Source organism: Streptomyces thermospinosisporus (assembly GCF_039526425.1).
Taxonomy (GTDB): domain Bacteria; phylum Actinomycetota; class Actinomycetes; order Streptomycetales; family Streptomycetaceae; genus Streptomyces; species Streptomyces thermocarboxydovorans.
Map to the genome: position 1 here is coordinate 34,478 of NZ_BAAAIZ010000002.1, position 16,894 is coordinate 51,371.

General features: G+C 69.4%; 11 protein-coding genes and 1 pseudogene. 4 read left to right on the forward strand and 8 right to left on the reverse strand.

The window, feature by feature from the left end:
* Nucleotides 1-147 precede the first annotated feature (147 nt).
* Nucleotides 148-255, forward strand: a pseudogene (locus ABD207_RS00695) (VOC family protein); the annotation flags it as partial.
* A 38-nt stretch (nt 256-293) separates the two neighbouring features.
* On the opposite strand, the gene ABD207_RS00700 reads toward ABD207_RS00695, so the two are convergent.
* On the reverse strand, nt 294-596 hold the full coding sequence (locus ABD207_RS00700) for a hypothetical protein (protein ID WP_167993919.1): 303 nt from the start codon (nt 594-596) through the stop codon (nt 294-296).
* Nucleotides 597-881: 285 nt separating this feature from the next.
* Here ABD207_RS00700 and ABD207_RS00705 point away from each other — a divergent pair, with 285 nt between their 5' ends.
* Nucleotides 882-1,259: a VOC family protein gene (locus ABD207_RS00705; RefSeq protein WP_344009080.1), complete on the forward strand. Its 378-nt coding sequence runs from the start codon at nt 882-884 to the stop codon at nt 1,257-1,259.
* A 48-nt stretch (nt 1,260-1,307) separates the two neighbouring features.
* On the opposite strand, the gene ABD207_RS00710 is transcribed toward ABD207_RS00705, so the two are convergent.
* Entirely contained in the window at nt 1,308-1,769 is a 462-nt protein-coding gene (locus ABD207_RS00710) for a pyridoxamine 5'-phosphate oxidase family protein (RefSeq protein WP_167993923.1), read from the reverse strand.
* Between the two features lie 171 nt (nt 1,770-1,940).
* Between ABD207_RS00710 and ABD207_RS00715 the strand changes: the two genes are divergently transcribed.
* Entirely contained in the window at nt 1,941-2,678 is a 738-nt protein-coding gene (locus ABD207_RS00715) for a VOC family protein (RefSeq protein ID WP_167993925.1), read from the forward strand.
* A gap of 53 nt (nt 2,679-2,731) precedes the next feature.
* Here the strand turns inward: ABD207_RS00715 and ABD207_RS00720 are convergent, their stop codons facing one another.
* A complete protein-coding gene (locus tag ABD207_RS00720; RefSeq protein ID WP_167993927.1) occupies nt 2,732-2,953 on the reverse strand; it encodes a DUF397 domain-containing protein in 222 nt (73 codons plus the stop codon).
* A complete protein-coding gene (locus ABD207_RS00725; protein ID WP_344009082.1) occupies nt 2,950-3,798 on the reverse strand; it encodes a helix-turn-helix domain-containing protein in 849 nt (282 codons plus the stop codon). The genes ABD207_RS00720 and ABD207_RS00725 overlap by 4 nt, the downstream gene beginning before the upstream one ends.
* A 214-nt stretch (nt 3,799-4,012) precedes the next feature.
* On the opposite strand from ABD207_RS00725, the gene ABD207_RS00730 reads away from it, so the two are divergent.
* Nucleotides 4,013-4,639, forward strand: coding sequence for an ATP-binding protein (locus tag ABD207_RS00730; protein ID WP_344001534.1), 627 nt, complete (start codon nt 4,013-4,015; stop codon nt 4,637-4,639).
* 71 nt (nt 4,640-4,710) lie between these two features.
* On the opposite strand, the gene drmB is transcribed toward ABD207_RS00730, so the two are convergent.
* From drmB to ABD207_RS00750, 4 genes are read right to left on the reverse strand one after another with little or no spacing between them, the layout of a single operon-like run.
* Nucleotides 4,711-6,579 carry a DrmB family protein gene (drmB, locus tag ABD207_RS00735; RefSeq protein WP_344009084.1) on the reverse strand — a complete coding sequence of 623 codons (1,869 nt, stop codon included), beginning with the start codon at nt 6,577-6,579 and terminating at the stop codon, nt 4,711-4,713.
* Nucleotides 6,576-9,818 (reverse strand): helicase-related protein, encoded by a 3,243-nt coding sequence (locus ABD207_RS00740; protein WP_344009086.1) that lies wholly within the window; start codon nt 9,816-9,818, stop codon nt 6,576-6,578. The genes drmB and ABD207_RS00740 overlap by 4 nt, the downstream gene beginning before the upstream one ends.
* Complete coding sequence (locus ABD207_RS00745) at nt 9,815-11,719, reverse strand: UvrD-helicase domain-containing protein (RefSeq protein WP_344009088.1); 1,905 nt, start codon at nt 11,717-11,719, stop codon at nt 9,815-9,817. Before ABD207_RS00745 ends, ABD207_RS00740 begins: the two co-directional genes overlap by 4 nt.
* A complete protein-coding gene (locus ABD207_RS00750) occupies nt 11,716-16,479 on the reverse strand; it encodes a sacsin N-terminal ATP-binding-like domain-containing protein (RefSeq protein WP_425580604.1) in 4,764 nt (1,587 codons plus the stop codon). Before ABD207_RS00750 ends, ABD207_RS00745 begins: the two co-directional genes overlap by 4 nt.
* Between the last annotated feature and the right edge of the window lie 415 nt (nt 16,480-16,894).

Consider the following 16,894-nt stretch of genomic DNA (forward strand, 5'->3'; position numbering starts at 1 on the left):
GGAGTGGGAGCGGGACCGGTGCGGAAGCGGGAGGGGGGAGCGGGAGCGTGGTGGTGCTGGAGGCGCCGGGCGCCAGGGCCCGCCCGCGACCGGAGGCGCGGGGACAGGCGCCGCCACGCTGACGGTCTGCTGGTGCACGGTCCTGGCGCCCAGGTCAGGGCCGCGGGCGCGGAGATCGTACGAGGGCTGCGGGACGAGGAGTGGGGCGTACGCCGCTTCTTCGTCAGGGACCCCACCGGCCGCGTGGTGAACGTCCAAGGCGTAAGACGCCCCGCTTCTCTGCTCTGCTCTGTTCAGCCGCGGCGGTCGGCGACCGCCCAGGAGGCCAGCGCCACGGCTCCGGCGACACCGAAGACCGCCGGCCAGGCGCCCACCTTCTTGGCCAGCGGATGCGACCCGGCGAACGCGGCGACATACGCGGCCGTCAGCGCGCTCGCGGCCACCCCGCCGGCCTGCTGCCGCCACTGCCGCGCGGCCGTCGCACCGGCGGCGGCGAGGACCACCCCGCCCAGCTGCCGCTTCCGCGTCCAGCGGGCGACGCCGTAGCCGCCGACCAGCCCACTCGCGGCCACCACCGAGCTGGGAACCTTCGCCATGCCTTGCCTCCTGCTGCCGTGCCCCTTGCCGGGGCGCGTGTCTCACCTGCCCAGAGGCTAACTCCCGCGGGCGCCGCCGGCGGCTCAGGGGCCGAGGTGCCGGTCGGGCAGACCGCCCGCCTCAGGGGCCGAGGTGCCGGTCGGGCAGACCGCCCGGCTCAGGGGGCGAGGTGCCGGTCGGGCAGGTCCCTCCGAACTCGTGGCTGCTCCCGGAAAACCCGTCGACGCCGCCCCTCCCGCCACGCCATCCTGCGAGACCGACCCGCCGCGCCCCTGGAGCCCCTCGTGAACCCCACGATCCGCCACATCACCTTCGACTGCACCGGCGACCCCTACGAACTCGCCACCTTCTGGAGCGAGGTGCTGGGACGCCCCCTCTCCGACGACGACAAGCCAGGCGACCCGGAGGCCCTGATCGAGGACCCGGCCGGCACCGGCCCCGGCCTGCTCTTCGTCCGCGTACCCGAGGCCAAGGCGACCAAGAACCGGCTCCACTTCGACCTCAAACCCACCGGCCGCACCCGCGCGGAGGAAGTGGCCCGCGCCCTCTCCCTCGGCGCCCGCCAACTGGCCGACCACACCCGCCCCGACGGCAAGGGCTGGGTAACCCTGGCCGACCCCGAGGGCAACGAGTTCTGCATCGAACGGGGCGACCTGGACTGACGCTCTGGGCCGCCGGCCCGGCCCGGTGGCGCCCCCTCCTCTCCCGCCCTACCCGGCGTCGACGTCGAGTGCCGTTCCATACAGTCGGTCCACCTTCAGCCGGATGACCACCCGCCGCTCGGCGACCAGCTCCTCCAACAACGCCGCCTCGTCCTCCGGCCGCTCCCCCTCCGGGATCATCCCGAGCAGCTCCCGCCCGACCGCGTCGCCCGGAACGGACGTGATCTCCGAGACCTCGGCCAGCCCCTCGGCGACGGCGAACGACCACACGCTGCCGTCCGGCACATGCAGTGCCGCCCGTGGATCGCGCTTCAGATGCCGCACCTTGAGCCGGTCGGCCGTGGAGGAGAACCGCAGCAGCCGTGCGCCGGGATCCCAGGCATAGGCCATGGTCGTCAGATGGGGATGTCCGTCCCGCTTGACGGTCGCCAGCGTGCCGAACCGCTGCCGCCCGAGCACCGCGGAAAGCTCTTCTTCGGACAACACCCTGGGCCCTGGTCGTCGAGTCATGAGTTCCTCAACAGGCCCGTGCCACCGTTCATTTCGCTACCGGGGCGGCGTGCTGAGCCCATGGCCTGCTCCCGGAGCCCCTTGCTCGGCGGAGAACACCCACCGTCACGACCGTATGCCTGATTCGAAAACGGGTGGGTCGACGGCAGCGGTAGCCCTAGGATCGGCCGAATGGCTACGCGACTCGTGCAGATCAACATGAAGGCGCAGGACGACGCGGCGCTCGGCCGGTTCTGGGCCGAGGTGCTCGGGTGGGGGATCGACAGCGAGGCGCCCGGCGTCACCAATCTCGAACCCGTGGGCTTCTCCTACCCCGACCCTTCAGCGGTCTGCATCGACCTCATCGCCGACCCGGAGCCCAAGACGGTCAAGAACCGGGTGCACATCGACCTGGCCACCACCTCGGCCGCCCACCAGGCGGAGACGGTCGAGCGCCTGCAGAAACTCGGCGCGACGCTCGCCGACGTGGGCCAGGGCGACGTCCCCTGGACGGTCATGGCCGACCCGGAGGGCAACGAGTTCTGCGTTCTGGAACCCCGTCCGGTCTACCAGGACACGGGGCCGATCGCCGCGGTGGTCGTCGACTGCGCCGACCCGCGTCAGATGGCCCGCTTCTGGGGCGAGGCGACGGACTGGACGGTGCACGAGGTCGCCGACGATCACGCGAGCATGCGCTCCAGCGCCGGCGTCGGCCCCTACCTGGAGTTCGTCCGCACGCCCGACCCCAAGCGCGTATGGAACCGCGTCCACCTCGACATCAGGCCCTACCCCGGCGACGACATGGCGACGGAGGAGGCCCGCCTGCGCGCCCTGGGCGCCGGAGACCCCGGCATCGATCAGTCCGACATCCACTGGACGATCCTGACCGACCCGGAGGGCAACGAGTTCTGTTTGCTCACGCCTCGATGACGGGTCTTTGCAGGGGCCCGGGGCGGCTGGAGACTCGGGGGGTACTCGGCCGCTCAGCGGTTCTCCGACCAGCCTTGCCGCACCGCACGCGTGAAGGTGTGCCATGCCTCGGGGCTGACGGAAGCGACTACGTCAGCGCCGACTTTCGAGTCGCGTAGCCATATTCGGTCGCCCCCGGCTCCGCACTCGAGGCATTCGCCTCCCGCCCCGTTGCTGTAGGACGACGTGACCCATGCGGGCGGGGGCTGAGTGTTGTTACCGGGCGAGGGTTTCACTGTGTGCCTTCCTTCACCATGTCCTTGATCAGTTGGATGGACCGCCGCGGGCTCAGGGCGGCGGCCCTCAGCTCGTCGAAGGCGCGGTTGTACTCGCGGACATGGGGCTCGCCCTCCAAGTACATCGCGTCCGTAATGCCATCCCGGTACACGATGTCCGGGTCTTCAGGATCAGGGAACCCCAGCAAGGTGAACGACCCGGTGGTGGGACAAGTGCCCGCGTCGAACGGCAACACCTGCAAGGTCACACTCGGCCGATCTACTGCCCCCAACAGGTGCTCCAGTTGCGCCTGCATCAACTCGTGGTCGCCGATAACCCTGCGTACCGCCCCCTCGCTCACCACGAACCAGCAGTCGGGGGCGTCGGGAGCGTCGAGCATCGACTGACGTTCGAGGCGCACGCGGACGGCGCGCTCGATGTCCTCAGGAGGCAGGTACGAGCCGCAGGTGTGCAGTTCGCGGGCATACGGCTCTGTCTGGAGGAGACCGGGCAGTACCTCGCACTGATACTGGCGCAAGGTGGAAGCGTCCTGTTCAAGGCCGATGTAGATGGAAAACCATTGGGGCACGCCCGAGCCGTGTACCTGCCACCAGCTACGCGTCTTGGCCTGACGGGCCAGTGACTTCAGGAACTCGCGGAGCTCGTCCGTGGTGCCGTAGAAGCGGCACAACGCGTCCACGTCGGACGGCTGGACCCGCCCGCTGCCGGTCTCCATGCGATTGACCTTGGAACCGCTCCAGTCCAACGCCTCGCCGACCTGAGCGCAGGTGAGCGCACTCTGCTCGCGGAGCTTCTTCAGCTCGATCGACAGGCGACGCCGGCGGGCGGTGGGTGATCCGGCCATATCAACCCCGTTTCGGATAGCGGACGTTCAGTCTTGCGCCAAGGCTTGTGCCTGCCAATCACTCGGTCGTGGGAATCCCGCCGTGCACATTGCACGACGGGATACGCGAGCTCCACTCTGGTGGCGAAGCAACGCACCGTGATGCCCCATGACTGGCAGTCGTCCATGGGGTCACGTCGCGCGGAGAGGGGTTCTCGTGGGCCAGGAAGCATGCATGAGACAAACGTCATGGGATCTGGCCTTCACGGCCGAACCCAAGGAGGTGGCGGGGCTGCGCCGAGTCATGCGGTCGCACTTAGCCCTCTGGGAACTGCACGAGGTCATCGACCAAGCTCAGCTCTGTGTCAGCGAGTTGGTGGCCAACGTCATCACGCACGTCGGCCCCGGGACGCCGGCCACGCTCGGCGTCTCGATGAACGGAATGCGGCTGCGCATCGAGGTCCGTGACCCGGACACTCGCGCCCTGCCCACCCTGCTCGACGCGAACATGGAGTCGGAGGGCGGCCGAGGCATGGCTCTGATCGACGCACTCGCCGAACGGTGGGGCGTTGAGCTCGGCCCCGACCGCAAGGTCACCTGGTGCGAGCTGGCGACCGGACTCACCTCCCCGAGCACCCCTGTGGAGACCTCCGGAGGCAGGCGGACCGAGGCGCGGGGGACGTACACAGATACGACCCAGCACTGTCTGTCGGGCGTGGGCAGGGCTGGGCGAGTTATGGCTGAGGAGTCGGTGATCACCGTCATCACGGACTACCTGCACTGGCTGCGTGCACACGGTTGTGATGTGGAGTCAGCACTGGACCGTGTGCAGACGCGGTACGAGGCGGAGCTGGGGAGGTGACGCGCACAAAGCAGTCGGTGGTCGTCGGCCACCTCCCCGTGGTCGGGCATGAGACGGATGCTGGATCTACGTCAGTCGTGCCGTGCTCTCGCGAAGAAGCCCACGTCGGGTTCTTCCGGAGTGCCTATGAGCAGTGCCCGGTCGAGCAGGATGTTGTTGTGCTCGCAGCTCGTCTCCGGGAGCATCACGCAAGCGTGACAGGCGGCGAGGTTCGTCCCGGCGGTGCCCGATGCCTCCGCCTCCATGCACAGCGGGTCGGAGGAGCACCATGCGGCGCGGCGGAGGGCCGAACGCACCGTGCGGTCGAGCAGCTCGGGTTCGCCCTGTGCGACGAGACCGCCCAGACTGCCGGCCGAGTCGCTCGTCGCGGTGTAGACGAGCAGCCCGGCCATGTCGTCGGCCGCGTACAGACGTTCGCGCAGGGACGCGGAGGGATAGCCCGCCTCCAGGCTCCATTCGTTGATCAACACGTGCGCCAGCGTGTGCAGCAGAACCATGCGAGGTGTGGCCGGGGACGGCACGGCGCGGCTCGGGTCGGGGGCACGCTGCTCCAGAAGACGTTGGTGGGCGGCGCGCATGCGCTCGACCCGGGCCGCCACCGCCGTCGCCTTCTCCCAGGTGCCCAGTCGGTCCTCGTCCAGGCGGAGGAAGACTCCCTCGCCGCGGACCTCCATGGCCGGCAGCCAGCGCAGCGGCTTCTCGGAGAGCGGCATCTCCTTGATGTCCGTGGTCGACTCGGCGTCGACGAGGCGGGTGAACGCCTTCAGGGCGCGCACCTCTCGGAGCTTCTTCACCAGCATCGGTCCGGTGACCCCGAGAGGCTCGAGCACGCTCTGATCGCCCAGCGGGGGCTCGCAGACGAACTGCTCGTCGCGAGAGTGGTCGCTCTCCTCGTTGCCGGCGCGGAGCCGTTCGTACTCCTTGTTGCGCAGGGCGCGATAGCGGTGGTCGAAGGAGGCCTCCGTCTGGCCGTCAGGATCCTCCTCGCGTTCCGCAGCGAGCAGCTCCATCACCTCGTCCAGCGTGACGGGCCACTCACCCTCGTCGAACACGGCGTCCAGATAGATCTGGATGGCCGCCTTGTCGTCGTACTTCCTGAGCTTCTCCCAGTGACCGGCGAGCGGATCGGCTCGGCCACTGCTCCACGGCGGGATGGAGAGAGCCGACTTGAGCACCGGCTGCCAAACCGAGGAGGAACCGCGCTGCAAGGTGCGCAGGGGGAGCGCGCACTCCTGATTCGGGGCCGTGGAGCCCAGCCAAGGGCGAGTGCCTCTGCAGGTGAGTCCCAGGTCCTTGAGGGCGCTTTTGCGGAAGGAGCCCTCCATCGAGACCTCCGGAGCCCCTCCGCAGGTGCAGGAGACGAGGATGGAGCGGAGCGAGGAGGTCCGTCCGGACGTGCGGAGCATGAGTCTGCCACCGCACTTGCCGGCCGCCGTGGAAGATCGGTCCTCGGAGCGATGTACCCAGTGCCAGTACGGGAACTCGCCCAGGTGGCCGGCCTCGCAGGCGACGACGAAACGAGAGGGCACGAGCTCCGTCTCGCAGGTTCCGCAGACGCTGCGGCCGGCGGGCGGGTTGAAGTCGTGGTGGGGTTGCAGTTCGTTGCACCCGGGGCACGAGTGCATCTGCGGGAAGCGGCGGACCCGCAGGCCGTCCTTGCTGGTGTCGCCGGATGCAGGCGGCAGTCGGAAGTGGTCGACACCGAGCAGCCGTTCCAGCCGCCGCTCGTGGATCCTCGGCGACTCGTCGGCACTCCAGCTCCGGTCGGCCTCGTCCAGCCCCGAGACGATGAAGGACTCGTGGTCGACGGCGATGAGCGACCCCACGCCGTACGTGGTGATGGCCTGGCTTCGGCGGACCGTACCGCGACGCAGAAAGGTGTGGACGGGGACGTTCGCGTTCGTGCCGGTCCGGCGGCGACGGGCGGGCGGTGGGGTCATCGGGTTCCCTCCATGAACAGGGCGGTCTCGGCGTCGACGTCGCGCAGGCTCCAGAGCGTGGACCACGCGTACCTGTCCTTCGACTCGTCGTCGTAGGCCTTCAGGAGCGACGGGGTCCTCTTGCCCGGCTTCGGTTCGAAGAGCAGCCCACCGTGGGCGTCGGCCTGCTTGAGCCACCACTCGACGAACTCGTCGAACCCTTGGGAGACGGCCTCGGCCTCCTCGGGGGCGACCGCGCTCGCGCGGTCCATCAGCAGTGTCTTGATTCGGTCGCGGAGGATGTCCTCGTAGGACTCGACCTTGCCCGCGCCTTCGTTGGGGCGGGCCTCCGGGATCAGGATGCGGGCGAGAGCGACGATCACCGCATGCAGACCCCGTTCGCGTGCGCGGGCGGAGAAGGGGGTCACGGAGGTGGACTCGACCTCGCGGTAGAGGGCGGAGTGGAAGTGTTGGAAGTTCTCGTAGTGGGAGCGGTCACGGGCGCGCGCCGCGTTGAGCATGACCGCGACCAGGCCGGGACGGGCCCGGCCGACCCGGCTGGTCGCCTGGATGTACTCGGCGGTCGTCTGCGGCTGCCCCATCACTGCCATCAGCCCGAGTCGATCCACGTCCACCCCCACCGCGATCATGTTCGTGGCGAGCAGGACGTCCACGGTGTCGGGGTCGGGCAGCCTCTTCTCGATGCCCTTCAGACGCGCGGGGATCTCACTGGCGTCGATACGGCTGGTCAACTCCGAGTAGTTGGGGATCGAGCGTACGGCCACGCCCTCGCGCTCCGCGAGCAGCTCCAGGTAGGCCGGCACGTCGTCATGGACCTGGAGCTCGGCCGCGGAGAGCAGGCGCAGGCTGTTGAAGTAGCCGACGAGGCTCCAGTAGGCGTCACGCACGTCGTCCGTGGTGTTTGCGTGCCGTGCCCTGTGCAGGAGCGTGGCGTACGTCCGGATGAGCAGCGTGGACTGACTGGTGCCCGGGGCCAGCAGCCCGACGTAGCGGCGGCTCGCCTTTGCCTCGCGCGGTGACTCCACCGCGAACCACGAGTCGCGGGCGTCCAGGCCGGCGGGCGGGAACTGCCGCACCTCACGAGCGAAGAGGTGGCGTCCCTGGTCGGCCGCCCGACGGATGGTCGCCGTGGAGGCGATCACCTTGGGGCGGTCGGCCAGCGCGTCCACGGCCGTCTCGTACAGGCCGGTCAACGTGCCCAACGGTCCTGAGATCAGGTGCAGTTCGTCCTGGACGATCAACTCCGGAGGAGGCGTGGGGTCGTTCGGGTCGTCGAGGTTGAACAGGGCGGAGGTCTTCGGACGCCACGGCATGGAGGCGAACTTGTCGACGGTGGCGATCACCAAGGTCGGGCGTGCGTCGTAGACCGCCTCGTCGACCAGATGAACGGGCAGGCCGTCCCTGAAGTCGCAGCCGGCGTCGGGGCAGCGGACGTACATCCGCCTGGCGTCCTCGTCGACCTCGTAGTTCCTGGCATCCAGACCCGTGCCGCACCAGGGGCAGGCGTGCAGCTGGACGGGGTTCTCGGTGGCGAGCCGTTTGGAGAGGTTGGCCCGCAGCTCGTCGAGCCGTGCGGCGGCCACGGACAGTTCGTTCGGCGTGGCCGAGCGCCCGACCCACATGCCGACGGAGAACTCCTCATGACCCAACTCGGGCGTCCGGCGCCGCAGGTTCTCCATGGCGCAGAGCAGGATCGCCGCGCGTTCGAACTGCTGCAGCGTGAGCAGCCGCAGGGTGTAGCGCATGATCACGGTGACACCGCCGCCGTCCGGGCCTTTGCGGATGCGCCGCAGGAAGGACGTGAGGGCGATCAGCCCGAGATAGGCCTCCGTCTTGCCACCACCGGTGGGGAACCAGAGCAGGTCGGAGATCCTTCGATCGTCGTGCTTCGGGTCGTCGATGCCCGCCAGGCAGAGCAGCATGAAGGCGATCTGGAAGGGACGCCACCGGCCGGCAGCCGGGTCGGGCGCACCGGTGCGTCCGCCCTTGACCCAGGCGCTCCGCGCCCGCTGGTCCGCCATGGCCCGGTTGGCGAGCCGGAACGCCCTCATGAGATCCGGCTTGGTGCGCAGCAGGTCGATACCCGCACGGATACGACCGAGCGCCTCACGGCATGCCCTCACCTGCTCCCGCGCGGGCCCTTCGTGCGGGCCGCCCGCCAGCGCGTCCGCCTCCACCGCCTTGCGGTCGATCCAGTCCTCGTACCCCTGGGCCAGAGCTTCCAGGGCGGCCAGAACCTCTGCGTCGGGGTTCTCGGCGAGGCCGAGCATGGACAGCGAGGAACTGTCGATCTCCGGGTTGGAGTCGGTGAGCAATACCTCCACGCTGGGCACGAACTCGGTGCGCACCTCCGGGACTGCGGCGGTGCGGGCGTCGTCCACGCCTATCGGCGAAGGATCCCAGTCCCAGGCGGCGGCGCAACCGTGCCCGACCGCGAAGGTCGGGGCGTGACGGTGCAGCAGTCGGCTGGTGGCGATCTCCGGATCGTGGGCGGAGTCCGGAGCCGGACGCTCGACGAACGCGCTGGAGCCGTTGGCGGCTCGGATCTTGAGACGGCACTGGAAGAGGGCGAAGGCGTCCTGGAGGTCCCGTTCCCCGACCTTCTGCGTGTTGACCAGCGTCACCGTCACGGTGACCGTGTTCGTGGTCGGGTCGGCGCGGCGGACGATGATGCGCAGCTGGGCTCGTTCGTCCAGGTCCACGCGCTTGTCGCCGACCGGGGTGGTGACGTCGACCGTCTCGGGAGGCAGCGAGAGTTCCCTGCGGTGCCACCGTTCCCGCTGTTCGGCCGTGGTGCGAGCCTCGGCCCGGCGGGCCGGGATCGGCTTTCCTTCGGCGTCGCGGGGTTCGTAGACGGCCGCATACGTGGAGATCGTGATCGTGCCGCACTCGGCCGGATCGACCGCGAAGGTCAGCCCCATGGAGGAGGGACGTTTGTCCCCGGAGACACCGATGTCGTCGGTATCGGCGGCCTCCTCCGCGTCCCCACGCGTGGAGACGGGCGCGGTGTCCAGACCGTCCTGCTCGGCGGCGTTCTCGCGCCTCCTCTCCCTGGAGGCACGCGGATACAGCACCCCGGTCAGATACCGGTCGATCGGCGCGTCCTGGTCGAGGACCTCCGCCCTCTCTTCGGGGTCGGCCTCCTCATCGGGGCCGAAGAGTTCACGGCGGAGCCCCGCGAGCAGTTCTTCGTCGCGCACCCGGTAGTGCTCGGCATGCGGGTCTGTCGTCTGCGTCATGCGCGCTGCTCCTCGTCTCTGTCGGCGCTGCGGTACCACCCGATCCCGGTGATGCGCGGGGCGATCCACACGCCCCGATCCCCGAGTCCGGCGTTGGCGCCGGCGGCGATGCTGCCGGTCACGGTCTCCAAGGTGTCGATCCGCAGGCCGTGGATCTCGTCGGGCCACCAGGGCTCCCACGTCCGGCTGACCTTCTGCACCTGGAACATCCCTTGGCGGAACCGTTCGGACATCTCCCCGATCTCCCGTCCCCGGTGCAGCAGGGCGTAGGGCGGGCTCTGGTACTCACCCGTCGGCATGTCGTGGCGCCTGCGCAGCACCACCTCGTCCCCTGGGTGCACCTGTTCCAGGAGGTAGGTCTGGGTCTCTGCGCCTCCGGTGTCATAGGCGGGTGGGTTGTCGCGGCACACGTCGCCCGCCTCGGCGACGATCCCGAATCTCTCCCAGGACTTCCAGCCGCCGACGTACCGGCGGCCGTTGCTTCTGGCCCCGGCTCTTCGGAACTTCGGCAGCTCGGGGGAGCCCACGTGGTAGAGGTCGTGACGGGCCCGGGTCATCGCCACGTACAGGGCGCGGGCCTCGGCGGGGAGGTCCAGCTCCTCCTTGTGCTGCTTGCGGAGCTCGGCGACGGTCGGTGGCGTCAGGACGATCACCTGGTCGAACTCCAGGCCCTTGGCCCGGTGCACGGTGGAGACGACGAGCCGGGTGGTCTCCGGGTCGGCGGCCTCGTCCGGGAACCGACCGTCGGCCACCGCCCGGCGCAGCCGATCCAGATCGAGCACATTGCGCCCCGCGCCGCGCGCGACCCGGCGCAACACCGTCCAGAGAGCGTCCGCGTTCGGCTCGTACGGCAGAGGTATCTCACCGAGGAGGGCGCGGAACCGGTCCTCGGTGAGACCGGTCGCCTCGGTGCGACGCAGCAGTTCGGCCACCCAGTACGGCACCGGCCGCTCCTCCAGGGGGCGACGCAGCCGGTGCTCGACGCCGTGTTTGTGGAGTATGTCGGAGACCACCAGGGCCTGCCGGTTGTCGCGGGTGAGGATCGCACAGGTGTCGGAGAGGTTTCGCAGTTTGTTCAGGGTGAGGGGATCGGTGAGGTCCGCCAGAGCATTGGCCGGATCGAGGAGCAGGTCGCGCAGTTCCTCGTAGAGCCGCCCCGCCTCCTCCGCGTCGGTGACCTGCTGCAGTCCGGGGCCGTGGGCCAACGCGACCCTGGCCTCGGGGGTCACCGCACGGAAGTTCCGGGTGAGCTGCAGCTCCACCAGGTCGTCGGGGAACGAGCAGCGCAGCCAGTCGAAGAACCGGCCCGTCTCGTCGGCGCGCTCGGACGGGTCCTTGATCTGGAATCCGTAGACCGACTGGGCGGCGTCCCCGACCATCGTGAAGCCGCAGCTGTCCTGGTACCGGTCGAGCACCGCCTCCACCAGTTCCCGGCGGACCCCCAGGAGGTCCTGTACCTCGTCGATCATGACGTGGGCGGGAGGCACCGAGTCCCCGATCTCCAACGCGCCCTTCTCTATGGCGTCGGTCGCCGCGATGATCCGGTCGTCGAACCCCACCGAGCCCCACTCGCCGTCCGGGCAGGCCTGGGCCAGCACCCCGTAGGCCCAGGCGTCGAAGGTCTGAGCGCGCACCCGGCGGGCCCGATCACCGTGTCGGGCGATGCGCTCCCGCAGCTCCCGGGCGGCCGCCCGGGAGAAGGTGAGCACCAGGATCTCGGCCGCCTGTAGCGCCTCTTCGGGGTCCCCGTGGCCGCACAGCGCGTCGAGCCGACGCACCAGTGTGTGCGTCTTGCCGGCCCCGGCCTGTGCGGTGACGAGGACCCTGGCGTCCCAGGGCTGCTCGACCACGGCCCGCTGCTCGGCGGTGAGCGCGGGACTGTCGAGGTACGCGTCGGTCACTTCCGGCTCCAGAGGTGCTCGAACTGGGTGAAGGCGAGCTGGGTGTCGAAGTTGGCGATGTTGTCGCTGACGTTGAGGATCAGGCACGTGTCCTTGCCGCCGTTCCTGGGTCCGCGCAGGCCTCGGCCGATCATCTGCTGGTAGACGTTGGTGCTGTAGACCGGACGGGCCACCACCACCGCCCGGGTGGCGGGTGCGTCGAACCCCTGAGTGAGCACGCCGTAGTTGGTGAGCACCCGGATGCGTCCTTCGCGGAAGCTCTCGATGCGGGCGCGGCGATCCTGCGGGCTGGTCGTCGAGTCCACAGCGGCGGACGGGACACCCCGGTCGTTGAGCATGGCCGCCAGGTACTTGGCGTGATCGACCGACGTGGCGAACAGCAACGTGGGCCAGTCGTCGGGGAGTTCGGCCACCGAGTCAACGATGCGCCGGCTGCGCGCATGGTCGTCGGCGAGTCGCTGCTCGGCCGAGCGGGAGAGCACCGCCATGCGCTCCGCGTGAGCTTTCTCGTCCCGGTCCAGGACGATCCGGCCACCCTCCAGGGTACGGTGCTCGACCTGCGCGAGCATGCCCCACTCCTGCAGGTCGCGGTACGGATCGCCGGAGGGGAAGACTCCCTCGTCGAGGCGCCGGTTGCCGAAACGCCGGACGAGCAGGCGCGTCTGCTCCTCGTTGCGATTGCGGAACGGGGTGGCGGTCAGTCCGAGGAGATGGCGGGAGGTCTCGTACTGGGTGAGCCCCAGCAGGCCGAGTACGTGGGTGTACCGCTTGGAGATGGCGGTGTGCGCCTCGTCCACGATCACCAGAACGGGTTCGCGAAGCCAGGCGTAGCGGTCGGTGTCCAGGCACCGCTCCAGCTTGGCGTCGGTGGCGACCACCAGGTGCGGGTGTTCGACGACGTTCCCGACCTCGTTGCTGCCCCACAGGCGACTGATGGTGAGCGGTCGCTCCGCGCCGACCTTGCTCCACACGAACTTCCAGCTCTGCACCGCCTGTTCGCACAGCTCCTCGGTCTGCGCGATCCACAGCAGCGGCCCCTTGAGGTCACCGACCCGCTTGACCCAGCGGATCACGGCCTCCGCCGTCACCCGGGTCTTGCCGGCGCCCGTGGGCAGGGACAGCATGCCGCGCTGGGGGACCAGCCGGTCGAGCATGTCCGAGACGTTGCGGACCAGGTCCTCCTGGTAGTCGTGCAGGGAGGGGAAATTCCGCGGGCCCTCCACGGTTTCGAACGGGGGCGGCGGCGGGGTCCTCGAGCCGGCGAACGCGACCGGCAGACCGAGCCCCGAGACGAAGGCGATGGCGGCCGACGAACCCGTGTATCCCACGGGCGCGTCGGGGAACCTGGCCTGGATGTCCCTGGCGTGCTGCTGGAGCACGCCGTCGCCGTGAGCGTTGAACGCCATCTGCGCGATTCGGCGCCCCGAGGGCTCCGCGCCGCCGGTGGCCTGCCGCTCGGCCTCCATCAGTCCCTCGGGAAGGCCGGCACGGAGGGCGTCGGCGCCGATCAGCAGCTCGATCTTGTCCACGACGTCCTCGGCCGCGCGCACCGCATCCCGTGCCGCCTTCAGCTCTCTGTCCCGGGCCATGCGCTCCTGGTGCTCCAGGACGGCCCGGCATCCGGCCGGACCCAGTCCCAGTCCCAGTTCCCGGTCGACGAGCATCAGCATCTGTTCGGGAGCCACCGGAACGCGCACCTTGACCACGCCGTTCTGACTGACTGCCTCCAGCGGCTCGGCGCGCATGCCGTCGGGCGTGCGGGTGATCTCCTCCAGTTCGGTGCAGCGCTGCACCATGGTGTTCCGGTTCCCGCTGCTCAGCCGCTGCCGCAGAGCCGGGAACAGCTCGATCAACGGAACGGGTCCGCCCTCGGGGACCTCGCGGGCCTCCCGGCTGATCACGTCGGAGTAGCGGAGCATGCCCCACTTCTCGACCATCAGCTCGGCGTCCTCGGCGGTCGGTACGAGCAGCGCCGGCAGCTGCTCCGCGCGGAGCGCCCGGTACTCGGCGGAGCCGACCGCGACGGTGATCTCGTCGTCGGGTCGGGTGCCCCAGGCGTCACCGATCCGGCAACGGGTCAGGGAGTCCTCGGGGAAGTCGGCGCCGATGCGCGTCAGCATGACGTAGGTGTTACCGACGAACGCGTCGTCCTCGCTGCGGGACACCTCGTCGAGGAGCGCGTCCCAACGGTCGGCGGGTACCTCGTCGACCGTGCTGGGGAGCCGGAGCCTGCGGGCCTTCTCGTGCGAGATGTCGGCGACCGGCAGGACGTCGCGGTAGGCGGCGAGCTGCGGACCGACCGCCTCGTGCAGCGGCCTGACGCCCTGGGAGGTGGCGACCGTGCCGTACTTCCGCAGCATCCATCGGATCGGCGAGGACACCGCTTGCCTGGTGCTGCTCTGCGCGCCGATCTGACGGGTCCAGTTGTCCACCACGGCGTCGTCGGGCAGCGCCTTCAGGAACCGCGCACGCGACTCCTCGGACAGGGCGCGGAAGAGGTGCAGAGGACCACCGATCGGGGCGCCCTCCACCTTCAACCTGGTCAGCGAGGGGCGCGGGGCACGGGCGTCCAGGCCGCGCAGACAGGCGGCGTGCACGGCTTCGCGGTACTCCTGGAACCAGTCCTCGTCGGCCCTGGGCTGCACTCCGCTCGTCGGCCGGTCCCGCAGCCCGACCTGGGTGAAGAACGGCGTGTCGTCGGAGTGGAACTTCATGTCGACAGCGACGCTCGGATCCCGCTCCGGGTCGACCACGACGCCGGGCAGCATGCAGTCCTCGATCGGCCGGAACCGTCGGTCGGCGGTGCGCACGCGGAGCGTCGACCGGGGCGAGGGGACGCGCTCCATGACCTTGTGGGTCAGACGTCGTACCCCTGCCTGACGGAACAGCTCCCAGAATCGCTCCCAGTCCGACTCGCGGTAGTGGTCGAAGCCCTGGTCCAGGACGCTCACGAACCGGCCCTCCGCATCGGCCTCACGGACGCCCAGCACGTCCAGGGCGTGTGCAGACGACGGGTCCTGGGCGATCTCGTCGACCACATACACGAGGGACTCGCGCAACCCGCCCTGGTCGGCGCGGCGGAACACCTTGCCGGGCACGGGGGCGACCAGACCGTGCTCCTCGGTGAGCACGATGCGAGCCTGGCGCGCCTCCGCGGCGTGCGGGTTGCCGGTCTCGATCATGTCCGCGAGGATCCGCACCGCCACCGCGGAGGCCTCTGCGGTGCCGCTCTCGACCAATGCCTCCAGCCAGGTACGAACGTCACTGCGTTCGTGGCCGGCGGCCCCGAGGACGTGCTCCACCTTGCCGGATCGCAGTGAGTCCGCCTCGACGCTCGGGTGCAGCCAGTTCGACGGGCGTCCGGGGCACTCGTGCCACATGCGCAGCCAACGGGACAGTCGCTTCGGGTCCTTGTCGAGCCGCGGGTGGATCCGCAGTTCCTTGGGAACGCGCAGAACTCCGTCCTGGTCGGGCAGCGACGGACGGTCCGCGGTGCGTGCCCAGATCTCCCGGGTCAGGAACTCGTCGGCCCAGCTGATCGCCTCCTTGACACGGCCGGGCAGCAGCGGGAGATAGGCGGCCGGGTCCTCGGCGGGTGCCAGTTCGGGCAGGGAGTCGACGACCAGCCTCGCGGAGACGCGGATCATCTCCTGGTTGAAGGGGGACGAGTCGAGCAGGTTCTGCCGGTCCTCGTTGGTCTTCCAGGCCCCGTTGAGAATGCCGCTCAGAGACATTTCGTACTTGGTCGGGAAGAAGGACCAGAACCTCCCGCGGCCGCGCGAACGGGGGCTGACGTACAGGCCGCTGTCCGGGTCCTTCTCCAGAGCCGGTACGCCCCAGGCGAGTTCGAGCGCGATCCGGTCGTGCAGCTCTCCCGCGTCGGCGCGGGCGGCCGGGCCGGGCTCATGGGTGGTGGTGAACACGCGCCAGTGCTCAGTGGCCGGCGTCTTCCCGGTCCGCTCCTCGACGACGGTGCGTAGCGTGCCCGACTGACAGACCGTCAGGATGCGGTGCGCCGGGGGCTGGGGCCGCCTGTCCTCCAGTACGACCTTGCCGACGTGGGGCGAGAAGAACTGGAAGCCGACGGGGAACTCCTCGCGCTGCTCGCCCTGATGCTCGGCTCTGCCCCCGTGCATGTCCTGCCCCAGGCGCTCGTCGGCCTTCGGGAGCAGGGGCAGGCGCACGACGGTGGTCGCCCAGGTCAGGAGCTCGTCCAGGACGGGATCGGTGGCGCGTTCGGCCTGCGCGTCGAGCGGGCGGGCCATCCGCAGAACCGGTGCGTCGAACTCCGATCCGTAGCGATCCGTGACACCGGGGACGGACTTGATCCGTTCGTACGACCAGTCGCGGTCGAACCCGAAACTCCCGGTGCGGCTGAAGAATTGAGGAGCGTCGGTCACCACGAGGACGGATTTGACACCGACGCCGAAGCGTCCGATCTGACCTCCGCGCTTCCTCGACATGCTCATCCGGAGAATCGTCTCGGCGCCCTCCGGGGTCACCGGATTCCCCTCGTTGGCACAGTACAGATGCGTCGAGGTGAGAACGACGTGGATGCGTCCACCGGGATCGTCGGCCATTTCGTCGGCCGCGTTCTGGACGAGTTCGAAAAGCTGGCGGTCACCGTATCCGCCTTGCGTGATACGACGTTCACCGTTCGCGTGCTCGGCCACGAGACCGGGGTCGACGGCGTAGGTCTGCAGGACGCGAGAGGATTGCTGCAGGACGGTTTCGATGACCGGAGAGTAAGAGGACGGCACGGTTGATGCACCCCTGGGCAGGTCGAGGCACGGGCGAATGTCTGAGAACGGGCCGGCCGGGCAGGAACAGGTGGGCCCGTGGGATCGAACGGCGTCTCGGAGCCGGACGTGCCGTACGTCAGGGTGATGCGGAGTGTATGGTTGCCGCCCCGACCATGCCGGGTGCTGGACTACTGCTCAGCTCGAAAGCGACCCACTTCCGGAACGATCTCGGGAAGTCGCTTGAGTTCTTCTCCTCCATGGAGTGAATCCCCCCTGATGCATGGCGTCTGTCGCACAGGGGTTTATTCGTGCCCCCACGCCCCCCGTGGAACAGATGCTTCTTCGTGGCCGATCACGATAGCGGTGAAGTCGTCGTGTCGCAGGCGTTCTGCGGAAGTTCTTCTGCCTGTCGCCGACGCTGTTCGAGCACACG

Bases quoted from the DNA above. Each gene is read 5' to 3' on its own strand.
- ABD207_RS00700 (WP_167993919.1), bottom strand. From the start codon at position 596: ATGGCGAAGGTTCCCAGCTCGGTGGTGGCCGCGAGTGGGCTGGTCGGC.
- ABD207_RS00710 (WP_167993923.1), bottom strand. From the start codon at position 1,769: ATGACTCGACGACCAGGGCCCAGGGTGTTGTCCGAAGAAGAGCTTTCC.
- ABD207_RS00715 (WP_167993925.1), top strand. From the start codon at position 1,941: ATGGCTACGCGACTCGTGCAGATCAACATGAAGGCGCAGGACGACGCG.
- ABD207_RS00725 (WP_344009082.1), bottom strand. From the start codon at position 3,798: ATGGCCGGATCACCCACCGCCCGCCGGCGTCGCCTGTCGATCGAGCTG.
- ABD207_RS00730 (WP_344001534.1), top strand. From the start codon at position 4,013: ATGAGACAAACGTCATGGGATCTGGCCTTCACGGCCGAACCCAAGGAG.
- drmB (WP_344009084.1), bottom strand. From the start codon at position 6,579: ATGACCCCACCGCCCGCCCGTCGCCGCCGGACCGGCACGAACGCGAAC.
- ABD207_RS00740 (WP_344009086.1), bottom strand. From the start codon at position 9,818: ATGACGCAGACGACAGACCCGCATGCCGAGCACTACCGGGTGCGCGAC.